The 22136-nt window shown below is 65.6% G+C and carries 19 protein-coding genes; 6 read left to right on the top strand and 13 right to left on the bottom strand.

Annotation, left to right across the window (positions count from 1 at the left end):
* Positions 1-5: 5 nt before the first annotated feature.
* From I6F20_RS29115 to I6F20_RS29090, 6 genes are all read left to right on the top strand, one after another.
* Positions 6-1400, top strand: coding sequence for an FAD-linked oxidase C-terminal domain-containing protein (locus I6F20_RS29115; RefSeq protein WP_225128945.1), 1395 nt, complete (start codon positions 6-8; stop codon positions 1398-1400).
* A 10-nt stretch (positions 1401-1410) separates the two neighbouring features.
* Positions 1411-2934 carry a sugar ABC transporter ATP-binding protein gene (locus tag I6F20_RS29110; protein ID WP_225128943.1) on the top strand — a complete coding sequence of 508 codons (1524 nt, stop codon included), beginning with the start codon at positions 1411-1413 and terminating at the stop codon, positions 2932-2934.
* Complete coding sequence (locus I6F20_RS29105) at positions 2927-3877, top strand: ABC transporter permease (RefSeq protein WP_225128941.1); 951 nt, start codon at positions 2927-2929, stop codon at positions 3875-3877. The genes I6F20_RS29110 and I6F20_RS29105 overlap by 8 nt, the downstream gene beginning before the upstream one ends.
* Positions 3874-4851: an ABC transporter permease gene (locus I6F20_RS29100; protein ID WP_036005199.1), complete on the top strand. Its 978-nt coding sequence runs from the start codon at positions 3874-3876 to the stop codon at positions 4849-4851. Before I6F20_RS29105 ends, I6F20_RS29100 begins: the two co-directional genes overlap by 4 nt.
* Before the next feature lie 41 nt (positions 4852-4892).
* Positions 4893-5867: a sugar ABC transporter substrate-binding protein gene (locus I6F20_RS29095; protein ID WP_036005202.1), complete on the top strand. Its 975-nt coding sequence runs from the start codon at positions 4893-4895 to the stop codon at positions 5865-5867.
* A gap of 76 nt (positions 5868-5943) precedes the next feature.
* Positions 5944-6231: a YciI family protein gene (locus tag I6F20_RS29090; protein WP_036005205.1), complete on the top strand. Its 288-nt coding sequence runs from the start codon at positions 5944-5946 to the stop codon at positions 6229-6231.
* Positions 6232-6481: 250 nt separating this feature from the next.
* Here the strand turns inward: I6F20_RS29090 and I6F20_RS29085 are convergent, their stop codons facing one another.
* From I6F20_RS29085 to hydA, 13 genes are all read right to left on the bottom strand, one after another.
* A complete protein-coding gene (locus tag I6F20_RS29085; protein WP_225111838.1) occupies positions 6482-7474 on the bottom strand; it encodes an ABC transporter ATP-binding protein in 993 nt (330 codons plus the stop codon).
* The gene (locus I6F20_RS29080; protein ID WP_225128938.1) at positions 7471-8460 is read right to left on the bottom strand and encodes an ABC transporter ATP-binding protein; all 990 of its coding nucleotides are present in this window, start codon (positions 8458-8460) and stop codon (positions 7471-7473) included. The genes I6F20_RS29085 and I6F20_RS29080 overlap by 4 nt, the downstream gene beginning before the upstream one ends.
* 31 nt (positions 8461-8491) lie before the next feature.
* Complete coding sequence (locus I6F20_RS29075) at positions 8492-9415, bottom strand: ABC transporter permease (RefSeq protein WP_036005259.1); 924 nt, start codon at positions 9413-9415, stop codon at positions 8492-8494.
* Positions 9412-10353 carry an ABC transporter permease gene (locus I6F20_RS29070; RefSeq protein ID WP_225128937.1) on the bottom strand — a complete coding sequence of 314 codons (942 nt, stop codon included), beginning with the start codon at positions 10351-10353 and terminating at the stop codon, positions 9412-9414. The genes I6F20_RS29075 and I6F20_RS29070 overlap by 4 nt, the downstream gene beginning before the upstream one ends.
* Positions 10354-10370: 17 nt before the next feature.
* Positions 10371-11975 (bottom strand): ABC transporter substrate-binding protein, encoded by a 1605-nt coding sequence (locus I6F20_RS29065; RefSeq protein ID WP_109145850.1) that lies wholly within the window; start codon positions 11973-11975, stop codon positions 10371-10373.
* A 150-nt stretch (positions 11976-12125) separates the two neighbouring features.
* The gene (gene nikE, locus I6F20_RS29060; RefSeq protein ID WP_225128935.1) at positions 12126-13796 is read right to left on the bottom strand and encodes a nickel ABC transporter ATP-binding protein NikE; all 1671 of its coding nucleotides are present in this window, start codon (positions 13794-13796) and stop codon (positions 12126-12128) included.
* Entirely contained in the window at positions 13793-14641 is an 849-nt protein-coding gene (locus tag I6F20_RS29055) for an ABC transporter permease (protein ID WP_225128934.1), read from the bottom strand. The genes nikE and I6F20_RS29055 overlap by 4 nt, the downstream gene beginning before the upstream one ends.
* On the bottom strand, positions 14638-15672 hold the full coding sequence (locus I6F20_RS29050) for an ABC transporter permease (protein ID WP_225129011.1): 1035 nt from the start codon (positions 15670-15672) through the stop codon (positions 14638-14640). Before I6F20_RS29050 ends, I6F20_RS29055 begins: the two co-directional genes overlap by 4 nt.
* Positions 15673-15700: 28 nt before the next feature.
* On the bottom strand, positions 15701-17320 hold the full coding sequence (locus I6F20_RS29045; protein WP_036023574.1) for an ABC transporter substrate-binding protein: 1620 nt from the start codon (positions 17318-17320) through the stop codon (positions 15701-15703).
* Between the two features lie 119 nt (positions 17321-17439).
* Positions 17440-18876 (bottom strand): NAD(P)-binding domain-containing protein, encoded by a 1437-nt coding sequence (locus I6F20_RS29040; RefSeq protein ID WP_225128933.1) that lies wholly within the window; start codon positions 18874-18876, stop codon positions 17440-17442.
* The gene (locus I6F20_RS29035; RefSeq protein ID WP_225128932.1) at positions 18873-19622 is read right to left on the bottom strand and encodes an SDR family oxidoreductase; all 750 of its coding nucleotides are present in this window, start codon (positions 19620-19622) and stop codon (positions 18873-18875) included. The genes I6F20_RS29040 and I6F20_RS29035 overlap by 4 nt, the downstream gene beginning before the upstream one ends.
* A 1-nt stretch (position 19623) precedes the next feature.
* On the bottom strand, positions 19624-20598 hold the full coding sequence (locus tag I6F20_RS29030; RefSeq protein ID WP_225128931.1) for an NAD-dependent epimerase/dehydratase family protein: 975 nt from the start codon (positions 20596-20598) through the stop codon (positions 19624-19626).
* Positions 20599-20614: 16 nt separating this feature from the next.
* A complete protein-coding gene (hydA, locus tag I6F20_RS29025) occupies positions 20615-22084 on the bottom strand; it encodes a dihydropyrimidinase (protein ID WP_225128930.1) in 1470 nt (489 codons plus the stop codon).
* Between the last annotated feature and the right edge of the window lie 52 nt (positions 22085-22136).

Raw genomic sequence — 22136 nt, 5'->3', positions numbered from 1 at the left:
TGAGGATGGGACCGCGGGTCAGCACGGGCGTTTTGGCCGAGCGCCTTGCCGGCATGATCGGTCCGCGCGCGAGCGTCGCGCGCGGCGTGCTCGATCAGCACGGGCAGAGCGAGTCGCATTATCAGAGCCTGCCGCCCGACATCGTGGTCTTCCCCGAGACCACGCAGGAGGTCGCCGAGATCGTCAAGCTCTGCGCCGGCGTGGGCATGCCGATCGTCCCGTTCGGCGCCGGGACCTCGCTCGAAGGCAATGCGGCGGCGGTCGCCGGCGGCGTCTGCTTCGACTTCGCGCGCATGAACAAGGTGCTCGCAGTGCACGACAGCGACATGGACGTCGTGGTGCAGCCCGGCATCACGCGCAAGCAGCTGAATGCTGAGCTGCGCAATACCGGCCTGTTCTTCCCGATCGATCCCGGCGCCGACGCCTCGATCGGCGGCATGGCTTCGACGCGCGCCTCGGGCACGATGGCGGTGCGCTACGGCACCATGAAGGACAATGTCATGGCGCTGGAGGTGGTGTTGGCCGACGGCCGCGTGATCCGTACCGCCCGGCGCGCGCGGAAATCGGCGGCCGGCTACGACCTCACGCGCATGTTCGTCGGTGCGGAAGGCACGCTCGGCGTCATCACGGAGATCACGCTGAAGGTACACCCGGTGCCGCAGGCGATCTCGGCGGCAGTCTGCAGCTTCGACACCCTGCACGATGCGGTGGACACCGCGATCTCCGTGATCCAGTCCGCGATCCCCGTGGCCCGCATCGAGCTGCTCGACGATGTCATGATGCGCGGCATCAATGCCTACGCCAAGCTCGGCTATCGCGAGGCTCCCACCCTGTTCTTCGAATTCCATGGCTCAGAGACTTCCGTCGCCGAACAGGCCGAAGCCGCGCAGGCGATCGCGGCCGAGCATGGCGGCCATGGCTTTGCCTGGGCCAAGGCGCAGGAAGACCGCAGCCGGCTCTGGCATGCCCGCGACAACACCCTGTACGCCGGCCTTGGCTTGCGGCCCGGCGCGCGCGCTGTGATCACCGACGTCTGCGTGCCGATCTCGCGTCTGGCGGAATGCCTGACGGAGACGCGTCGCGACGGTGACGAGCACGGCTTCACCGCGCCGATCGTCGGCCATGTCGGCGACGGCAATTTCCACATGCTGATCCTGATCGACCCCGCCAGGCCCGAAGAGGTTGAGGGCGCCAAGGCGCTGCAGGCCCGCATGGTCGCGCGCGCCATCGCCATGGACGGCACCTGCACCGGCGAGCACGGCATCGGGCTCGGCAAGATCGACTATCTCACCGACGAGCTCGGCGAGGCCGTGGACGTGATGCGATCGATCAAGGCGGCGCTCGATCCCGACGGATTGATGAACCCCGGAAAGATCTTTGCTGGCAGAGCCAAAACATGAGCAACAAGCCATGAGCGACGCGCTCCCGATCGAGGTCACCTCACCCACGCCGCTGCTGGAGCTGCGCGGCATCAGCAAGGAGTTTCCGGGCGTCAAGGCGCTCGACGACGTGTCCTTTGCCGTCTACCCCGGCGAAGTCCATATGCTGCTGGGCGAGAACGGCGCCGGCAAGTCGAGCCTGATGAAGGTGCTGTGCGGCGCGTATCGCGCCGACGCGGGCGAGTTCTATTACAACGGCGAGCGGGTCGCGATCTCCTCGACTGCCGATGCGCAGAAGCTCGGCATCGCCGTAATCTTCCAGGAATTCTCGCTGGTCCCCCATCTCGACATCGCCCAGAATATCTTCCTCGGCCGCGAGCCGAAGGGCCGCATTCCCGGCACCATTGACCGCCGCAGGATATTGGCTGACGCAAGGCGCGTGCTCGACACCATCGGCTTCGACATCGATCCCGCCACCACCGTCGACAAGCTCGGCGTCGCCCAGCAGCAGATGGTCGAGATCGCCAAGGCGATCAGCCAGAACGCCCGCATCCTCGTCATGGACGAGCCGACCGCGGCACTGTCCGACCGCGAGACCGAGCTCTTGTTCGCGCTGATTGCGCGGCTGAAGGCCGACGGCGTTTCGATCGTCTATATCTCGCACCGCATGGCCGAGGTGTTCGCGCTCGGCGATCGCATCACCGTGCTGCGCGACGGCCGCCGCATCGACGGCGTCCGGCCCGCCGACGTCACGCCGGACCAGCTGGTGCGCATGATGGTCGGCCGCAACATCGACATGACCTATCCGCGCCATTTCGCCGACAAGCCCGGCGAGGTGCTGCTCCAGGTCAAGGGCCTGAGCGCGCCCACCGGCATCTCCGACATCAACATCGAGGTGCGCCGGGGCGAGATCGTCGGGCTATGCGGCCTGGTCGGCTCCGGCCGCAGCGAGGTCGCCCGCGCCATCTTCGGCGCCGACCCCGTGACGTCGGGCGAGATCATCTTCGACGGCAAGAGCATTTCCGGCGAGCCGGATCTCGCCGCCCGTCGCGGCATCGCGCTGATCCCCGAAAGCCGCAAGAGCGAAGGCCTCGCGCTGCTGCGATCCGTCAGCGACAATCTGGTGGTGTCGGCGCTGAAAAAGCTGTTTCCGAGCGGGCTATTCGACCAACGCTCGGCCCAGCGTACCGCCGACGGTCTGATCCGGCAGCTCCGCATCGCGACACCAAGCGCACGCCAGACCGTCGGCCTGCTCTCGGGCGGCAACCAGCAGAAAGTCGTGATCGGCAAATGGCTGGCAGCCGGCTCGAAGCTCTTCATCTTCGACGAGCCGACGCGCGGCATCGATATCGGCGCCAAGTCGGAGATCTTCGCGCTGATCGACCGCCTCGTCGCGGACGGCGCCGCGGCCCTGATGATCTCGTCCGAGCAGGTCGAGATCTGCCATGTCTGCGACCGCGCCTATGTGATGCGCGAGGGGCGCATCGCGGGACATTTGTCACGCAACGAATTGACCGAGGAGAACATCGTGCGATTGGGGATGCATCATGCGTGAGGTCGCGGTCGTCGCTCAACCCAATCCGCTGCAGCGCATTCCCGGCGTTGCCATGGTGCTGGTGCTGCTGATCGCGCTGTTCAGCGTGATCGCGCCCGGCTTCCTGTCGGTCGCCAACCTCTCCAACGTGCTGGTGCAGTCGACCATCCTGACCATGCTCGCGCTGCCGATGACCCTGATCATCATGACGGAGGGGCTGGACCTGTCGATGGGCGCGGTGCTGACGCTGACCTCGCTCTGCGTCGCGATCGTGTCGCTAGCGACCAAGTCGATGCTGCTGGGCCTCGGCGCCGGCCTTCTGGTCGGCACCGCCTTCGGCCTCGCCAACGGCTGGCTGGTCGCGATTCTCGGCATACCGCCCTTCGTCGCGACGCTCGGCACGCTCGGCATGGCGCAGGGCCTGTCGCTGATCGTCAGCGACGGCCAGAGCGTGGTCGGCATTCCCCACAGCGTGCGCGACATCTATTCGGCGACGCTGCTCGGCATTCCCGTGCCGATCGTGATGGCGCTGGTGACTTATGCGGCCTTTCACGGCCTGCTCTATCACACCCGCTTCGGCACCTACATCTTCGCCCTCGGTGGCAACCGCGAGGCGCTGCGCTATGCCGGGCTCTCGCCCAACAGGCTGCTGATCGCGGTCTACGCGATCGGCGGCGCCATGGCCGGCATCGCGGGCCTGTTGATGACCGCACGCATGAACTCCGGCCATCCCACCGCCGGCCTCGGCCTGGAATTCGATGCCATCGCGGCCGTCGCCGTCGGCGGCACCTCGTTCGAGCGCGGGAATGGTTGGCTACTCGGTACGCTGCTCGGGGTCCTTTCCGTCGGCGTGTTGCGCAACGGGCTGAACCTGATCTCGCTGCCCTCTTCGGTGCAGGTCGCCAGCGTCGGCGTGCTCGTCATCCTTGCCCTGTTCCTCGACGGCCTCAGGAGCCGCACATGACCGACATCACCAAGGGCGCCATGGCGCCGCCCCGCTCCTTCCTGTCGCAGGACGCGGTCCAGCTATTCTATCGCCTGCTCGCGGCTTTCCTGATCTGCGCGGTGCTGGCCGTGCTCAGCGATTCCTTCCTGAGCCTCGGCAACATCCTCAACGTGCTGAGGCAGGCAAGCTTGACCTTCTTCATCGCCTCCGGCCTGACGCTGGTGGTGCTGACCGCAGGCCTCGATCTCTCCGTCGGCGCCAATGTCGCGCTGTCCGCCTGCCTCGCCGGTACCGTGATCCACACGACCGGTTCGCCTGCGCTCGGCATCCTCACCGGACTTGCCTGCGGCGGGCTCGTCGGCCTGATCAACGGCGTCATGGTCACGGCGCTCCGCATCCCCTCCTTCATCGCCACCTACGGCATGCTCTGGGTGCTGAACGGCCTCACCTATTGGTACATGGCGGGCGAGACCCTGCACGGCTTCCCGGCCGGCTTCCGCCAGATCGGCAGCGGCTATCTGTTCGGCCTGCCCATTCCGGTCTACCTGCTCCTGGTGTTCCTCGGCATCGGGACGTTCTTCGCGCAGCGCACGGTCTGGGGCCAGGAGATCTACGCGATCGGCGCCAATCCTGTCGCCGCACGACTATCAGGCATTCCCGTCGCACGCCGCCTGCTGCTGGTCTACGCGGTCTCAGGCACCATGGCGGGACTTGCCTCGATCATCTTCCTGTCGCGGCTCAATTCGGCCGAGGCCGATATCGGCGAGAGCCTGACGCTGCCGGCGATCGCGGCCGTTCTGATCGGGGGCACCTCGCTGTTCGGCGGCGTCGGCACCGTGTTCGGCACCTTCATCGGCGCGCTGATCCTGACCCTGGTGCTGAACGGCATGAACCTGCTCGCGGTCAGCGCCAATTGGCAGCCGCTCGTCACCGGCGTCATCGTCATTCTCGCGGTCTGGCTCGACATGAAGACCCGCCGCCGCGCGCAATGAGTTCCAGCAATCCAACAAGCAAAATGAGGGATGGAGGCAATATGAGAAAGACAATTGGCTATGTGGCGCTGCCGCTGCTGATGGCGACCGCGCTCACCACTGCGGCGCGTGCCGACGGCGAGACCATCGCCGTCTTCACCAAGAACCAGACCAATCCGTTCTTCCAGACGGTGCGGGTCGGCGCCGACAACATGGCGAAGGTGCTGAACGCGAAGACGCTGCAGTACATCCCGACCAAGCCGGACTCGATCCCCGAGCAGCTCAGCCAGATCGAGGACGTCGTGGTGAAGAAGCCGAGCGCGATCGTGTTCACGCCGGTCGACTACAAGGCGATGGTCCCCGGGGTCGAGAAGATCAACGAAGCCAAGATCCCGGTCGTCAACATCACCGACCGTTCTGCCGGCGGCAAGTTCCTGTCCTTCGTCGGCGCCGACGATTACAGCCTTGGGCTGGAGACCGCGCGCTTCCTGCTGAAGACGCTCGGCGGCAAGGGCAACATCGTCATCATCGAAGGCGTCAAGGGCTCGCTGACCAATGTCGACCGCGTCCGCGGCTTCAACGACGCGCTGAAGGAAGCGCCCGGCGCCAAGCTTTTGGCCTCGCAGCCCGGCAACTACCAGCGGCTCCAGGCGCTCCAGGTGATGGAGAACTTGATGCAGTCGAATTCGCAGATCGACGGCGTGTTAGCCGCCAACGATGCCATGGCGGTCGGCGCGATCGAGGCGCTCGACGGCGCCAACCGCAAGGCGCAGGTGATCGGCATCAACGGCACCAAGGAGGCGATCGACGCGATCAAATCCGGCAAACTGCTGGCGAGCGGCGACTACAACGGCTTTGCGCAAGGCTGCCTCGGCACCATGATGGCAATCCGCTCCTTGCGCGGCCAGCCTGTTATCAGCGAGATCGTGCTGAAGCCGACGGTGATCACCAAGGACAATTACGGGCCGTTCGACGTGCCGCTGGAACAGCGGACCTGCCCCACCTTCGAGGACGCCGGCAAGCTCAGCGCGAAGTAGGCCATCCCCCCACATCAAGACCGGACGGCCGCAGCCCGCGGCCGTCCCAAGAATGAAGCCAAGAAACGGAGACAGCATGCTGTTCGCCATTCACGCCCTCGACCGCACCGGCGCGTTGCCGACCCGGCTCGCCAATTACGATGCCCACAAGGCTTTCCTCAGCGACACCTCGCGCTTCGGCGTCAAGATCGTGATGTCCGGTCCGCTCGTCTCCGACGACGGCCAGACCATGATCGGCAGCCTGTTCCTGATCGAGGCCCCTAGCCGTAGCGAGGTCGAGGCCTTCAATCGCGCCGATCCGTTTGCCGCGGCCGGCATCTGGGACAAGGTGACGATCACCGGCTTCCTGCGCCGGCAGGGTTGAGGGTCCGCCACGACAAAGTGCGAAAACAACCCCATGCACAGTAGAACGGGGCTTGTTTTCGCTTACGAATTTCCGATGCACCGCGCGACCTCGCATCCGAGGCCAATGCCGACCCGGATCGGCGGTGGATTTTGACTCGTCGGGCAAAACAGGGGCATAATGCCATCATCACCCGATGTCAGTCGCGCCCGCCATCCAGGCATCTGCCTAGCGTCGGCGCGGGTGTGCGACGCGGACTGGCGTCAGGTCCCTAACCGCTGACTGCCGGCGCAGCCTCTTCCAGGTGACACGCCACCCACTGCTCGGCTCCGGCCGCGCGCAGCGTCGGCTCCTCGGTCCGGCAACGATCGAACACGAACGGGCAACGGGTGTGAAAGCGACACCCCTTCGGCGGATTGATCGGGCTCGGCACGTCGCCCTTGAGGATGATGGGATTGCGCTGGGCTCCGGGCTCCGGCAGCGGCACGGCCGAAAGCAGCGCTTTAGTGTAGGGATGCCTTGGCGCGGCAAAGATCTCGCGGCGCGGGGCGACCTCGACGATCTTGCCGAGATACATCACCGCGACGCGATGGGTCATGTGCTCGACGATGGCAAGATCGTGGCTGATGAAGAGCAGCGCGAGGCCGAACTCGCGCTGCAGATCCTGCAGTAGATTGACGATCTGCGCCTTGACCGAAACGTCGAGCGCGGAGACCGCCTCGTCGCAGACGATCAGCTCGGGCTCGGCCGCAAGCGCCCGCGCGATGCCGATGCGCTGACGCTGGCCGCCGGAGAATTCGTGCGGCCTGCGGTTCAGCGCCTCGCGCGGCAGGCGCACCGTGTCCATCAGCGATGTGACACGAACCTCGAGATCCTCTGCGGACTTGGCGAGGCCGAAATTGCGGATCGGCTCGGCGAGAATGTCGCGCACGCGCATGCGCGGATTGAGGCTGGAGAACGGATCCTGGAACACGACCTGCACGCGGCGGCGCATCTGGCGCATCGTGCCCGGTGCGGCGTCGTCGATCCTCTGGCCGTCGAGGATGACCTGGCCCGAGGTGATCTCGAACAGCCGCAGGATGGCGCGGCCGACCGTCGATTTGCCGCAACCGGACTCGCCGACCAGCGACAAGGTCTCGCCGCGCGCGATCTCGAACGACACGCCGTCGACCGCATAGACGAATTCGGTTTGCCGTCCGAAGAGGCCCTTGTTGATCGGAAAGTGCTTCTTGAGGTCGTTGACCTGGAGCAGCGGAACACTCATGCCGCGATCGCTCCCTTGGCGGCGTAATGGCACGCAGCGATGTGACGGGGACCCTTCTCTTCCAGCCCCGGAGCATATTGGCGGCACAGATCGGTCGCGAGCGCACAGCGCCCGGCAAAGACGCAGCCCGTGATCGGCTTGCGCAGATCAGGCACCTGTCCCGGGATTTCGGCAAGGCGGGTCGCGGTGCCCGCGAGCGAGGAGCCGAGCTTCGGCACCGCGCCCAACAGGCCTTGCGTATAGGGATGACGCGGGGATCGGAACAGCTCGGCCACCGGCGCCTCCTCGACCTTGCGGCCGGCGTACATCACCATAACGCGCTCGGCGATCTCGGCGACGACGCCGAGATCGTGGGTGATCAGGATGATGGCGGCGCCGACCCGGCGCTTCAGGTCCAACATCAGCTTGAGGATCTGCGCCTGGATCGTCACGTCGAGCGCGGTCGTCGGCTCGTCCGCAATGAGAAGCTTGGGATTGCAGGCCAGCGCGACCGCGATCATCACGCGCTGGCGCATGCCGCCGGACAGCTGGTGCGGATATTCGCCGACGCGCCGTTTCGGCTCGGGAATGCCGACCAGTGTCAGCATCTCCACCGCGTGCGCCTCCGCCGCCTGCTTGTCGAGGCCCTGATGGATCATCAAGGTCTCGCGGATCTGGCGGCCAACGGTCAGCACCGGGTTCAGGCTCGTCATCGGTTCCTGGAAGATCATCGAGATGTCGTTGCCGCGGATCGCGCGCATCTCGCGGTCGGACAGTTTCAGGATATCCCTGCCCGCGAAGCGGATGCTGCCTGCGATCCGTCCCGGCGGCTCCGGAATCAACCGCATCAGGGACATCGACGTCACCGACTTGCCGCAGCCGGACTCGCCGACGATGGCGAGCGTCTCGCCCTCGTTGACGTGGAAGGAGACGCCATCGACCGCACGGTTGATGCCGCCGGGCGTACGGAAATGGGTCTGGAGGTTCTCGACTTCGAGCAAAGCCATCGCGATCAGCCTCGATCCATCACAGACAACATCACAGACTCTTGGCCATGCGCGGGTCGAGCGCATCGCGAAGGCCGTCGCCGAGCAGATTCACGGCGAGCACGGTGACGGACAGGAACGCTGCCGGGAAGAACACGATGTAGGGCTTGACCTGCCAAAGCGCGCGGCCTTCGGCCATGATGTTGCCCCAGGACGGGATGGTCGGCGGCGTGCCGGCGCCGATAAAGGACAGGATCGCCTCCGTGATCATGGCGCTGGCGCAGATGTAAGTCGCCTGGACCAGCATTGGCGCGACCGTGTTGGGCAGGATATGACGCAGGATGATCATCGGCGTGCGGGTGCCGCAGGCCACCGCCGCGTCCACATAGGGCTGTTCGCGCAAGGACAGCACGACGCTGCGGACGAGGCGCGAGACGCGCGGGATCTCGGCGATGGTGATCGCCAGGATGACGTTGCCGACGCTGCCGCGCGTCAGCGCCATCAGCGCGATGGCGAGCAGGATCGGCGGGATCGACATCAGCCCGTCCATGAACCGCATCAGGATGCCGTCGGCCCAGCGGATGAAGCCGGAGACCATGCCGATGGCAAGGCCGATCGCCGAGGCGCAGATCGCGACCGACAGGCCGACCGTGAGCGAGACCCGCGCGCCGAACAGCACGCGCGAATAGATGTCGCGGCCGAGCACGTCGGTGCCGAACCAGAAATCGGCCGACGGCGCGCGGGTGCGCTTGGCGGGCGCAAGCGCGGTCGGATCGACCGTGCCGAGGTACGGCGCAAAGACCGCGATCAGCACCAGCATGAGCAGCAGCGCGCCGCCGATCGCGACCGTCGGATGGCCGCGCAGGAGGCCGACGAAGCCGCGCCGTATCCTGACCGGCCGCAGGATCTCGGGCAGCTGCGGTGCAAGGACGAGGCCGGCCGGAAGCGAATGCGGATTAACGGTGGTGTCGGTCAATAGCGGATCCTCGGGTCAACGAGCGTGTAGACGACGTCGATCATCAGATTGACGAGGACGTAGACGAAGCTGAACAGCAGCACGATGCCCTGGATCACCGGATAGTCACGGCGCAGGATCGCATCGATGGTGAGGCGGCCGAGGCCGGGGATCGCGAACACGCTCTCGGTGACGACCGCCCCGCCGATCAGCAGCGCGATGCCGATCCCAATCACGGTGACGATCGGCACCGCCGCGTTCTTCAGCGCGTGAATGAACAGGATGCCGCCCTGCCCGAGGCCCTTGGCCTTGGCGGTGCGGATATAGTCCTGCTGCAGCACTTCGAGCATGGCTGCCCGCGTGATGCGGGCGACCAGCGCGATGTAGACGCAGCCGAGCGCGATCGCCGGCAGGATGAGATTCTCGAGCCACGGCCAGAAGCCGGAGCTGAGCGGCGTGTAGCCCTGCACCGGCAGCCATTCCAGCTCCAGCGCGAAGATGTAGGCGAGCATGTAGCCGACCACGAAGACGGGCAGCGAGAATCCGAACACGGCAAAGCCCATGATGACGCGATCGATCAGGCTGCCGGCCTTCCATGCCGCCACCACGCCGAGCGGCACCGCCACCACGATCGTCAGCAGCAGCGTGACGATCATCAGCGACAGCGTCGGTCCGAGACGCTGCCCGATCATCGCGGAGACCGGCAGGTTGGTGAAGATCGAGGTGCCGAGATCGCCGTGCAGGATGCGCCAGACCCAGCCTCCGAACTGGACCAGGAAGGGCCGGTCCAGCCCGAGGCTCTGGCGGATGCGCTCCACATCCTCCGGGCTTGCCTGATCGCCCGCGATCACCACGGCCGGATCGCCGGGCGCGATGTAGAGCAGGCTGAACACGAACAGCGCGACGATGGCCATGACTGGCAAGGTCGCGACGATGCGACGGAGGATGTAGGAGAGCATCTGGCCTCAGCGCACGATCATGCGGACTTCGACACGCCCCAAAAGAACGGCAGCGGTCCCTTGGCAACGCCGGAGACGTTCTTGCGCCACGCGGTGTAGCTCAGGAAGAAGCCCGTGGGCGCGTAGACGACGTCATCGATCGCCGCCTTGTTGAGGCGGCCCATGGCGGCCTTCTCTTCGTCGACGTTCTTGGCCTCGAACCACGAGGCGACCTCCTTTTCGGTGGCCGCGCTGGTGGGCCAGCCGAACCAGGCCTTGTCGCCGTTGGCACGAATGGCGGTGTAGGGAGCCGGATTGACGCAATCCGCGCCGGCGTGCCAGGTGTGGAACATGTTCCAGCCGCCCTGTCCCGGAGGTGTCTTCTGCGCGCGGCGGGAGCCGACCGTGCCCCAATCGGTTGCGACGAAGTCGACATTCATGCCGAGCTTCTTGAGAAGATCGGCGGTGACGTCGCCCATCGCCTTGGTGATTGGCTGGTCCTGCGCGACGAGGCACGTCACCGGCTGGCCGGAATAGCCGCTCTCGGCGAGCAGCTTCTTGGCGGCGTCCAGATCGCGCTTGCCCTTCAGGATCTCGCCGCCCACTTCGGTGTAGAGCGGCGTATCCGGCGTGAAGAAGCCGGGCAGCGGCTTCCACAGCGAATTGTCGTCGCCGACGATCGCGCGCATGTAGTCTTCCTGGCTGAGCGCCATCAGCACCGCACGCCGCGCCTTGACGTCGTTGAACGGCGGATACAGGAAGTTCATGCGGAACGAGCCGATATTGCCGAGGGGATCGCCGATATCGACGCTGATATTCTTGTTCTTCTTCAGAACCGGAACGAGATCCGCGATCGGGTTCTCCCACCAGTCGATCTCACCGTTCTGCAACGCGGCCGCCGCGGTTGCCGGATCCGGCATGATCACCCACTCGACGCGGTCGACCATCACCTGCTTGCCGCCAGCAAGCCAGGACGCCTTCTCCTGCCGCGGTGAATAGTCGGCGAATTTCTCGAACACGGCCTTCGCACCGGGGACCCACTCGCTCTTGGCGAACTTCAGCGGACCGGAGCCGATATATTCGGAAATCTGCTTGAACGGATCGGTCTGCGCGATGCGCTCCGGCATGATGAAGCTGCAAGGCGAATTGTTCTTGCCGAGCGCATAGAGCAATTTCGGGAAGGGCTGCTTCAGCACCCATTTGAAGGTGCGGTCGTCGACGGCCGTGAGCTCCTGCTGGAGCGCCTTGATCATCAGGCCCATCGGATCGCGCGCCGACCAGCGCGTCAGGCTTGCCACGACGTCCTTGCTGAGCACCGGCTCGCCATCGTGGAATTTGAGGCCGGGCCGCAGCTTGAACGTCCAGGTGGTGCCGTCGTCGGTCACTTCCTCGGACTCGACCATCTGCCGCTGCGGCCGGAACGAGGAATCGATGCCGTAGAGCGTGTCCCAGACCATCGCGGCGGCATTGCGCACGACATATTGCGTGCCCCAGATCGGGTCGAAATTGGCGAGATTGGCCTGGGGCACGAATCGCAGGGTGCGCGCCGCCGCACCCTGGGCGATCGCCGGGGCCGACAGGCCACCCGTCAACGCCAGACTGCCCGCGCCAGCCAGTCCCTTCAATACCGTCCTGCGATCCATGAAGTCCTCCCAGAGATGCCGTGATGCCAGCTATTCATTGGCAAAGGGCAAGTGAAACCGAACCCATTTGCAAGCAAATGGTATGCCACTAAATGCGGCTTCGCCAGCGGGATCTCGCCATTTGGCGGCCCAGGAATACGAGTTCGGGGTTCACAGAGCGGCCGCCAGCGTCGGCCCGGTCTCGATATGCGGGATCGCCTCGACCAGTTTGCGCGTGTAGTCGGTCTTTGGATTGTCAAACAGCGCCCGGCTCTCGCCCTGCTCCACGATGCCGCCGTTGCGCAGCACGATGGTGCGGTCGCACAGCATGCGCACGACGTTGAGATCGTGGCTGACGAACAGCAGCGCAATGTCGTTCTCGCGCCTGAGGCGATCGAGCAGTTGCAGCACAACCGCCTGCACCGAGACGTCGAGTGCGGCGGTCGGCTCGTCCAGCACCAGCAGCCGCGGCCGGCAGGCGATGGCGCGGGCGATGCCGACGCGGGCCTTCTGCCCGCCGGAGAGCTGATGCGGAAACCGCGGCAACAGATCGAGCGGCAGCCCGACTCGCTCGGCGCATTCTTCCACCCGTTTGCGCAAGCCTTCGCCCGCGCGCATGCCGTCGAGCCGCATCAAGGGATGGGCAATGCAATCGAACGCCGTGAAGCGCGGGTTGAGGCTTTCGTTCGGGTCCTGAAAGACCATCTGGATGTCTTTGCGCAACGGCGAGCGGTGGAAATCGCGCGCCGCCACGTGCCCGATCGACTGCCCGTCGAACACGATGTCGCCCTCGCTCGGATCGATCAGGCGGCAGATCATGCGCGAGGTCGTGCTCTTGCCCGAGCCGGACTCGCCAACCAGCCCGACACTCTCGCCGCCCGCCATGGTCATCGAGAAGTCGGCAACCGCAGCGGAGCCCTGATCGAAACGCTTGGCGAGCTTGCGCACTTCCAGGAGCGGCGGCGTGCCGTGCGCTCGCTCCTGCCTGGGCCTGGTGACGACGTTGGCGTAACGCTCTCTGTCCTCCTCCGTCACGAGATCTTCGATCCGTGACGTCGCCGTCGGCGACGCCGCAACCAGGCGCCTCGTATAGGCGTGCTGCGGCGCGCTGAAGAGAATGCCGGGGCTCGCCTCCTCGACGATGCGGCCGCGCTCCATCACGGCGATGCGGCGGCAATAGCGCGCCGCAAGGCCGAGGTCGTGCGTGATCAGGATCGTGGCCATGCCTCGCGCGGCGGCAATGTCTGCCAGCAGATCCATCACCACCTTCTGCGTGGTAACGTCGAGGCCGGTGGTCGGCTCGTCCGCGATGAGCAGCGCGGGATTGCAGGAGACCGCGATCGCGATCATGACGCGCTGGCACATGCCGCCGGAGAGCTCGTGCGGATAGGCGTTCATCCGCGCCTCGGGATCGCGGATCTGAACGGCGCGCAGCAGGTCCAGCGCCTCGGCACGCGCGGCCTCTTTCGAGATACGCTTGTGGGTGAGGATCGCGTCCGCGATCTGCAGGCCGATCGCGCGGATCGGATTGAGCGCCGCCCGCGGATTCTGGAAGATCATCGACATCGCGGCGCCCTGCAGCTGTCGCAGATCATCGCCGCGGAGCTTGGTGACGTCCTGCCCGCGGAACAGGATCTTGCCGCCGGTGACGCGGCCGGCTGCATCGAGCAGCCGCGTCGTCGCAAAGCCAGTGACCGACTTGCCCGAGCCGCTCTCGCCGACGAGGCCGAGCATCTCGCCGGCCTTGACGGTGAGCGTGACGCCGCGCACGGCCTCGACCATGCCCCGCCGCGTCGAGAACGCGACGTGGAGGTCGTCGATCCTGAGCAGGTCCTCGCTCATGTGCGCATCCGGGGATCGAGAATGTCCCGCATGCCGTCGCCGAGGAGGTTGAAGCACAGCACGGCCAGCATCAGTGCGAGGCCGGGAAAGGCCACCAGCCACCAGCGTCCGGTGGAGATGAAGCGCGCGCCTTCCGCGACCATGATGCCCCATTCCGGCGTCGGCGGCTTGACGCCGAGACCGATGAACGACAGGCCGGCGGCATTGAGAATGGCCCAGCCGAGATTGAGCGAGATCTGCACCGCCATCGCCGGCAGGATGTTCGGCAGCAGGAAGCGCAGCACCACCGAGAAATGGCTCTCGCCGCAGGCGCGCGCAGCCTCGACCCAGCCGACATTGCGGCGGACGTTGACCTCGGCGCGCGCGAAGCGGATGTAGAACGGAAGATTGATGATCGCGGTCGCGATCACGATGTTCTCGATCCGGTTGCCGAGCGCGGCGACCATCGCCATTGCCAGCACGAACAGCGGAAACGCCATCATCACGTCGACGAAGCGGCCGACGGCGCGATCGAGCCGTCCGCCGGCATAGCCGCAGAACGCGCCGACGACGGCCCCGATCACGAACGAGATTCCGACCGCGGAGACTGCGATGGCAAGGTCGAGCCGTGCGGCGATGATGAGACGGCTGAACACGTCGCGGCCGAGCTGGTCCGTGCCGGCGATGTGCGCCGCGCTCGGCGGCAGCAGGGCCTCCGACACGTTCGACGCCACGGGATCGTAGGGCACGATCCACGGTCCGAAGATCGCGACCAGGACGAACAGCGTCACCCCGGCCGCGGCCACCGCCGTGAGCGGATTGCCGCGCAGGATCCAGACCGTATGGCGAAGTGTGGCGCTGGTCATTCGATCGACACCCTGGGATCGGCGATGCCGTAGCAGATGTCCACGACGAGATTGACCAGCACGAACAGGCTGGCCATCAGCAGCACGAAACCCTGCACCGGCGCATAGTCGGAGGACAGCAACGCGTCGAGCGCATAAGAGGCCACGCCCGGCCAGGAGAACACTTTCTCCACCAGCACGTTGGCGCCCAGCATGGTCGAGAACACGATGCCGGCGATGGTGATGACGGGCAGGATCGCATTGCGGAGCGCATAGGTGACGACCACCTTGCGCCAGGACAATCCGACCGAGCGCGCAGTGCGCACGAAATCGCTGCCGAGCGAGACCAGCATCGAGGCCCGCGTGATCCGCGCCAGCGGCGCGATCACGAACAGCGCCATGCTCACCGCCGGCAGGATCAACTGCCTGCAGGCCGCCCACCAGCCCTCGACGTCGCCGGCGAGCAGGAAATCGATCGAGAGGAAGCCGGTGCGCTGCGGCGGCGGCGAGGTGAAGACGTCGATGCGCCCGGTCGGATCAGGGGCCAGCCCGAACAGATAATAGAAGACATAGATCAAGAGCAGGCCCGAGACGAAGGTCGGCACGCAGACGCCGAGTGCGCAGAACAGCCGCACGCCGTGATCGATGATTGATCCCGGCCGCAGCGCCGCCAGCACCCCAAGCGGCACGGCCGCGATGAGCGCGATCAACAGTGCGGTGAAGGTGAGCTCGAGCGAGGCCGGCAATCGCTCGCGCAGGTCCTTCAGCACCGGCTGTCCCGTCATCATCGAGCGGCCGAGATTGCCGTGGCCGATGTCGGAGAGATAGAACACGAGCTGCTCCGGCACGGATTTGTCGAGCCCCATCTGCTTGCGGATCTGCTCGATCTCCTCCTTGCCGGCATTGGGTCCCGAGGCGAAGAACACCGCGGGGTCGCCGGGCAGAACGCGCATCAACAGGAAGGTGAAGACCAGCACACCGAACAGTGCCGGCAGCGACGACAAGAGCCGCCTGCCCGCCCGCACCATCGTTGCACCAAGACCGGTCGTCACCATTCAGCGTCCCTGCTCGCCGCGGATGTCACTTGCGGCTGACATCGCGATAATCCACCTGGCGGTGGAACTCATAGGTGTAGCCTTCGATCGACGGCGCCATCACCGCGTCCTGATTGGGCTGCCACAGCATAATCTGCGGCATCAGGTCGACATGCATCGCGTTGAGCTTGCGGCCGGCTTCCTCGTACTTGGCCTTATCCGGCTCGAAGCGGGCCTCCTGCGCAATCGCGGCAAGGTCCGGATTGTTGATCGAAGAGTAATTCCAGCGCTGAGTGCCGGTGTAGAAGTTGCGGTAGAAATAGTCGGTCGACGGCAGCCAGGCGACGATGCCTTCGGTGAAGAACGGCAGCTTCTTCTCGTTGATCTGCGTCGACATCTGCGCGTCCGGCAGCTTCTGGATGTCGACCTTGATGCCGATCTTGCCAAGAGACTCCTTGACGAGGGCGGCCATCGGCTCGGCCGTCGAGGCCTGGCCGACATTGAAGCTGAAGGTGGTCGAGAAGCCTTCGGGCAGACCTGCAGCCTTGAGGTATTCCCTGGCCTTGTCGAGATCCATCTTCACCGGCTGCTGGAACGGATAGATGCCGTTCGCCGGCTTGCCGTCCGGCCAGGTCGCGCCGAACAGCGGCGCGCCGCGGCCGAACAGGGCCGCCTTGAACATGTCCTCATAGGGCAGCGCGGAAGCGATGGCGCGGCGGACATTGACGTTGTCGAAGGGCGGGATCTGGTTGTTCATCGAGACGTAGGTGACCGCATTGTATTGCGGCGTCGAGATTACCTTGAGCTTGCCCTTGGCCTCCAGCGACTGCACGTCGCTGGCCTGCAGGTCGAGCACGAGATCGGCATCGCCGCGCTCGACGAGGTTGGCGCGGGTCGCCGGCTCCGGCACCGATTGCACGATGACGCGCTTGAAGTACGCCGGCTTGCCGGGCGATCCCCGGTTCCAGGCCTCGTTGCGCTTGATGATCACCTGCTCGCCCGGCTTGAAGCTCTCGACCGCATAGGCGCCGCTGCCGGCGGTGTGCTCCTTCAGCCAGGCCGTGGCCCAGGGATCGTCAGCCGTCGCGTGCTCTTTTGCCACTTTCGAGTTGATGATCATCGGGTAGACGGTGGCGAGATTGGGCAACGCAAGCTTGTCGGGTTTTGGCAGCGTCACCTCGATGGTGAGGGGATCGATCACCTTGAACTGATCGGCCGACGTCAGCGAGCCCGTCAGCAGCTGCGCCTTGCCGAGGATCGGCGCGGTCACGCAGCGGTCGAGCGACCACTTGACATCCTCGGCCGTGACCGGCGAGCCGTCCTGGAACTTTGCATCCTTGCGCAGGCGGAAGGTGATCTTAAGGCCGTCGGGACTGACGTCATAGGATTCGGCGAGCTCGCCGGTGATCGTGTCGAGGTCGAACACCCATTTGCCGTTGAGCTGCTTGCGGCCGAATGCCACCAGCCTGTCATAGGTGCTCATGCTCAACGCGAAGGATTCGCGGGTCGAGCCGGGGATGTTGGGATCGAGCGTATTGACGGAGGCGCCGGTGACGTAGCGCAAGGTCTCTGCCCTGGTTTGCGCTTGCGACGGCGCAGTGGCGATGAGCAGCAGCGCAGTGGTGGCGAGAACTGAGGTCGCCAGTCTGAAAGACACAAAACGCATTGGTTTTTCCCTGAATTTCGAACGAGAACGCCAGCAAGGCAGGTTCAGAAGGAAGCAAGTTGCGCGCCAGTCCGATCGGACATTTCGAGGGACGCGAGGTCGCGACGGCGCATGGGTGATCACAGCGATTCCCCCATTTCTCGCGCATGACGCGTCACCACGGCCTGCGGCACGTCATAGGCGCTGAGCGAATCCCAGTGCCGTTCGACATCGGCGCGAAACAGGCCGCGCGTCAGGCCGTGGACCAGCTTTGGAACGGCGGTCGTCATCGCATTGATCGACGATCCCGACGGACCGAAGCTCATGGTCGAGGCGATGGCGAACAGATGGATGTCGGCGATCCACGGCGTCATTCCCGGCTCGCGCTCGGTGAAGGCATAGTCGTCGGCGAGATAGGGAAAGCGGCCGAGCCGTTCGTTGCGTTCGTCTTCCGGCGGCTGGTAGCGGTCGGCCCAGGTCGCGATGTTGGCGGCACATTGGGCGAGCTCGCCGCGGCCGGCAAAGTCCATGTCGATGCCGGTGCCGCAGATGACGAAATCGGCGGTGATGGCGCCGCGCGGCGTCTGGAGTTCAACGCCGTTATCGGTCTTGCGCGTGGCTTCGACCGGCGCGCCCTCGTGCAGTGTGAAGTTGGCGTGACGCGCGCAGCGGTCATAGGTCGGCTGCGGAAATCCTTCCCGCATCTCGAGGATCTTGCGCATGAAGCGCCAGCGCCAGGCATCGTCGAGATCGCTGAGATGGCGCAGGAAGCCGCGAAAGGTCAGCCAGCGATAGGGCTGGATCACCTGGATCTGAGCGCGTCGGCACAGCAGGCGCACTTCAGCGGCACCGGCCTCCAGCGCAGTCGCCGCATTGTCGAAAGCGGAGGCGCCGGCACCGATCACGGCGACGCGCTTGCCGCGCAGGCTTTCGAAATCGATGTCGTCGGCGACGGTTGCAACAGAGCTCGCCGGCAGATGCACCAGCTGCTCCGGAATCATCCAGCCGCCCATGCCCTCCTGCCCTGTCGCAAGCACGATCTTCCGCGCATAGAGCGTTTCGACCTCTCCTGCCCGTTTCACGCGCGCAGCGAGCAGGCCGTCAGCCGCCGGCGCGATCTCCTTGAGCTCGCAAGCGTTGCGCACCGGCAAGCCGACCGTGCGCCGCAGCCAGAGCAGATACTCCGCCCAATGCTCGCGCGCGATCAGGCCGAGCTCCTGCCAGCTCGCCTTGCCGAAGCGGGCCTCGTGCCAGGACTGGTACGTCAGGCCGGGGATGTCGAGGTCGGGCCCGGTGTAGTCCTTCGGGCTGCGGAGCGTCGGCATCCGGGCGTAGGTGAGCCACGGGCCCTCCTTGCCCTCTTCGGCCTTGTCGATCAGCAGGATGTTGCTGACGCGCGAGCGCAGCAGGCCGAAGCCGATGGCGATGCCGGACTGGCCGGCGCCGATGATGAGAACATCCAGCGCCGGCTTGCCGTCTGGCCCCGCTTTCGGTTCGAGCCACGCCGCGCCGGGATGCGCGATCCGAGCGAGATCGGCGTGAATGTCGGCTTCGAGCTGGGTCAGCGTCTCACTCATGCCGCGAGCCAGCCTCCGTCGACCACCATCACGGTGCCGGTCGTGAACGACGAAGCATCGCTCGCGAGATGCAGTGCGGTTTGCGCGATCTCCTCAGGCACGCCGAAGCGCTTCATGGCGTGGCGGTTGCGCGAGGCCTCGCGCACCTCGTCCGAATTGGCGTGGCGGGCAAAGCTGCGGCGAAGCATCGGCGTGTCGATCGCACCGGGAGCGATCGCGTTGACGCGGATGCCGTCGGCGGCGAAATCCACCGCCATGGTGCGCGTCAGGCTGACGATCGCGCCCTTGGCGGCGATATAGGCGCTGTTACCCTTGCCGCCGGCAATGGCGAGCTGCGATGCCAGCGTGATGATCGAGCCGCTGTTCTGCCGCTGCATCTGCGGCACCGCGGCCCGCGCCCACAGCCAGGTGCCGCCGACATTGGCGCGGAACACCGCATCCCAGTCGTCCAGGCTCGTCGTCAGCACCGTGCCACCACAGGAGAAGCCAGCCGCCGTCATGAGAATATCGAGCCGGCCATGCCGGGCCACGACGTCGCCGACGACGGTTTCGGCGAATGCGCCATCGCCGACGTCGCCGATATGCGTCGTCGCTTCGCCGATAAGGCTCAGCGTTTCCTCGAGGCCCGCGGCGTCACGATCGACCAAAGCAAGGCGCGCGCCCTCCTCCGCGAACAGTTTTGCGCTGGCGCGGCCGATGCCCGAGCCTGCGCCGGTAATGATGGCCGTGCGCCCCTGCAGCCGCATCTCAGATCCCCTCCCTGTACTGCATCCACCAGGCGCTCATCGCGGCAGCTGACTCCGCACAGCCGAACCGCGCGCGCCAGCCGAATTCGTCGGCCATTCGCGTCACTGAGAGCGGCGCGCGATCGCCCCCATGAAGCTTGATGAAGGTCTTCTCGCCCGGCTCCGCCAGCCGACACTCCAGCCCGGGATGCAGGGCCGCAAAAGCCTCGCCCCATTGCAGCGCCGACCAGGCCGCGCCGCTGGAGATATTGTAGAGCCGGTGGCGCGGTCGCTCAGCTTCGATCAGCACAGCCACGGCCTCGGCAGCGTCCGGCGCGTAGGTCCAATCCTTGATGCCTGGCGCCGGCAGCAGCGCCGGTTCGCCGCGAGCGAATGCAGCAAGGATCTGGAACTGGAGGCTGGGCGTATCGCGCACCTTCCCGATGCGTTCCCACGGACCGAACACTGCGCTTAAGCGCACACTCAGAAAATCGCCTCCCCACAACTCGGCAAGCCGCGCCACGGATCTCTCTGACGTGAATTTGCTGACGGCGTAGAAGGAGACGGGATCGCACGGCGTCTCCTCGTCCAATATCGGATAGCGTTGCCCCGCGGCTCCATAGGCAGATGCTGACGACAGATTGATCACACGCCGAACACCGCGGCGGATCGCAGCGCTCAGAATCGGGAACTGAGCCATCACATTGATCTCGAGAATGCTCGAGGTCGTGGACCGCTCGAGCTGATCCCCGGCAGTTATGGCAGCGCCAAGGACAATCGCGTCAAAGCCCTGCTTTACAAGCGTTTCGATCCTCTCGACGTCCGAGATCTCGCCCTGAATAATCGTGAGCCGCTCCCGGTAGTCGGCAAAGGATCGCTCCGCTCCAGCCGGCAGTTGCTTACGATCATACAGCGTCACCTCATGCCCGCGCGCGAGCAGCACCTCGGCGAGATTGAGGCCGACAAAGCCGGTGCCGCCGAAGATGACGATCTTCATCGCGCGCGATCCACCATCACAGCAGCTCTGCCCCAAAATTCCGTTCGGGATCCATGTCGGCGACGAGCCGGCCGGTCGGCCTGGCCGCCTCGCCGCCGCTGCGCGCGAGGAACTTTCCGCTGCCGGCGCTCGTGAGGCACTTGTCGCCCTCGATGATCACGCGGCCGCGCGAAAGCACCGACACCGGCCAACCCTTGAGCTTGCGACCCGCAAACGGCGTGTAGCCGGCAAGGTCGTGCATCATCTCGTCGGCGATGGTGACCTCGCGGTTGGGATCCCAGATCGCGATATCGGCGTCGGCGCCGACGGCGATCGAGCCCTTGCGCGGATGCAGGTTGTAGATCTTTGCAGGCGCCGTTGCGGTCAGCTCGACGAATTTCTCCAGGCCCAGCCGGCCCTTCGATACCATCGCGTCGAACAACAGCGGCAGCCGCAGCTCCAGGCCCGGCAGGCCGTTGGCGACCTGCTTGAAATTCGGATTGGGGCCGGCGCGCAGCTTGCCGGTCTCGTCATAGCGATACGGCGCGTGGTCCGACGAGATGGTCTGGAGATCGCCGAGCGAGAGCGCCTGCCACAGCGCCTCCTGGTCGGCATGCGTGCGCGGCGGCGGGCTGCACATCCACTTCGCCCCCTCGGCGCCGGGCTTATCGAGATCAGCGGCGGTCAGGAACAGGTATTGCGGACAGGTCTCGGCAAAGACCTTGAGCCCCTGTCCGCGCGAGTCGCGGATCACCTTGGCGCCTTCGGCTGTCGAGACATGGAAGATCATGATCGGCTGGTCGATCAGCGCCGCCATGCCGATCAGCCGGGTGAAGGCTTCCGCCTCCGATACGCGGGCGTGGCTGACGGCGTGGTATTTCGGCATGGTGTAGCCGCGCGAAAGCAGCCGCTTCACCATCCAGGCGATGATGCCGTGGTTCTCGGCATGGGCGCACAGCATCGCACCGGACTGGCGCGCCGCGAGCAGGATGTCGAGCAGCGGCTCGTCGTCGACCTTGAGGCGGTCATAGGTCATGAAGATCTTGATCGAGGCATGGCCCTGCTTCACCAGCGCGGGAATGTGCTCCTCGACCGTCTCCTTGGTCGCGTCCGCAATGATCATGTGAAAGGCGTAGTCGATCACCGCACCCTTCTTCGCCAGTGCGTGATAATCCGCGACGACCTCAGGCAGCTTCATGCCGACATGTTGAGCTGCGAACGGAATCACCGTGGTGGTGCCGCCGAAGGCGGCGGAGACGGTGGCGCTCTCGAACGTATCGGCGTTCATGATGCCGGCGGCCGACAGCTGCTCGATATGGGCATGGCTGTCGACCCCACCGGGCAGCACCAGCTTGCCGCGCGCGTCGATCTCGCGCTTTGCGGGCGGAAGCCCGCGGCCGATGGCCGCAATGGTCTCGCCGGAGATGGCGACGTCGGCCTCGAAGACGTCTGTGGTGGTGGCGACGCGGCCGCCGCGGATGATCATGTCGTAAGCGGGTTCAGTCATGAGGCACTCCGTGATAGGCTCAAGGCACGTTCGCTAAATCTCGCAGGAAGAT

The organism is Bradyrhizobium sp. IC3123 (assembly GCF_020193625.1).
Lineage (GTDB): Bacteria > Pseudomonadota > Alphaproteobacteria > Rhizobiales > Xanthobacteraceae > Bradyrhizobium > Bradyrhizobium yuanmingense.
The sequence above is the reverse complement of the archived record's forward strand: the minus strand, read 5'-3'. Positions and strand labels throughout refer to the sequence as shown.

What these genes read in the sequence shown, in the direction of transcription:
- I6F20_RS29080 (WP_225128938.1), bottom strand. Translation starts at nt 8,460, where the DNA reads ATGGCTTTGCTCGAAGTCGAGAACCTCCAGACCCATTTCCGTACGCCC.
- I6F20_RS29065 (WP_109145850.1), bottom strand. Translation starts at nt 11,975, where the DNA reads ATGGATCGCAGGACGGTATTGAAGGGACTGGCTGGCGCGGGCAGTCTG.
- I6F20_RS29055 (WP_225128934.1), bottom strand. Translation starts at nt 14,641, where the DNA reads ATGACCAGCGCCACACTTCGCCATACGGTCTGGATCCTGCGCGGCAAT.
- hydA (WP_225128930.1), bottom strand. Translation starts at nt 22,084, where the DNA reads ATGACTGAACCCGCTTACGACATGATCATCCGCGGCGGCCGCGTCGCC.
- I6F20_RS29030 (WP_225128931.1), bottom strand. Translation starts at nt 20,598, where the DNA reads ATGAAGATCGTCATCTTCGGCGGCACCGGCTTTGTCGGCCTCAATCTC.
- I6F20_RS29070 (WP_225128937.1), bottom strand. Translation starts at nt 10,353, where the DNA reads ATGCTCTCCTACATCCTCCGTCGCATCGTCGCGACCTTGCCAGTCATG.
- I6F20_RS29040 (WP_225128933.1), bottom strand. Translation starts at nt 18,876, where the DNA reads ATGAGTGAGACGCTGACCCAGCTCGAAGCCGACATTCACGCCGATCTC.
- I6F20_RS29105 (WP_225128941.1), top strand. Translation starts at nt 2,927, where the DNA reads ATGCGTGAGGTCGCGGTCGTCGCTCAACCCAATCCGCTGCAGCGCATT.
- I6F20_RS29090 (WP_036005205.1), top strand. Translation starts at nt 5,944, where the DNA reads ATGCTGTTCGCCATTCACGCCCTCGACCGCACCGGCGCGTTGCCGACC.
- I6F20_RS29100 (WP_036005199.1), top strand. Translation starts at nt 3,874, where the DNA reads ATGACCGACATCACCAAGGGCGCCATGGCGCCGCCCCGCTCCTTCCTG.
- nikE (WP_225128935.1), bottom strand. Translation starts at nt 13,796, where the DNA reads ATGAGCGAGGACCTGCTCAGGATCGACGACCTCCACGTCGCGTTCTCG.
- I6F20_RS29035 (WP_225128932.1), bottom strand. Translation starts at nt 19,622, where the DNA reads ATGCGGCTGCAGGGGCGCACGGCCATCATTACCGGCGCAGGCTCGGGC.
- I6F20_RS29110 (WP_225128943.1), top strand. Translation starts at nt 1,411, where the DNA reads ATGAGCGACGCGCTCCCGATCGAGGTCACCTCACCCACGCCGCTGCTG.
- I6F20_RS29095 (WP_036005202.1), top strand. Translation starts at nt 4,893, where the DNA reads ATGAGAAAGACAATTGGCTATGTGGCGCTGCCGCTGCTGATGGCGACC.
- I6F20_RS29045 (WP_036023574.1), bottom strand. Translation starts at nt 17,320, where the DNA reads ATGCGTTTTGTGTCTTTCAGACTGGCGACCTCAGTTCTCGCCACCACT.
- I6F20_RS29085 (WP_225111838.1), bottom strand. Translation starts at nt 7,474, where the DNA reads ATGAGTGTTCCGCTGCTCCAGGTCAACGACCTCAAGAAGCACTTTCCG.
- I6F20_RS29115 (WP_225128945.1), top strand. Translation starts at nt 6, where the DNA reads ATGGGACCGCGGGTCAGCACGGGCGTTTTGGCCGAGCGCCTTGCCGGC.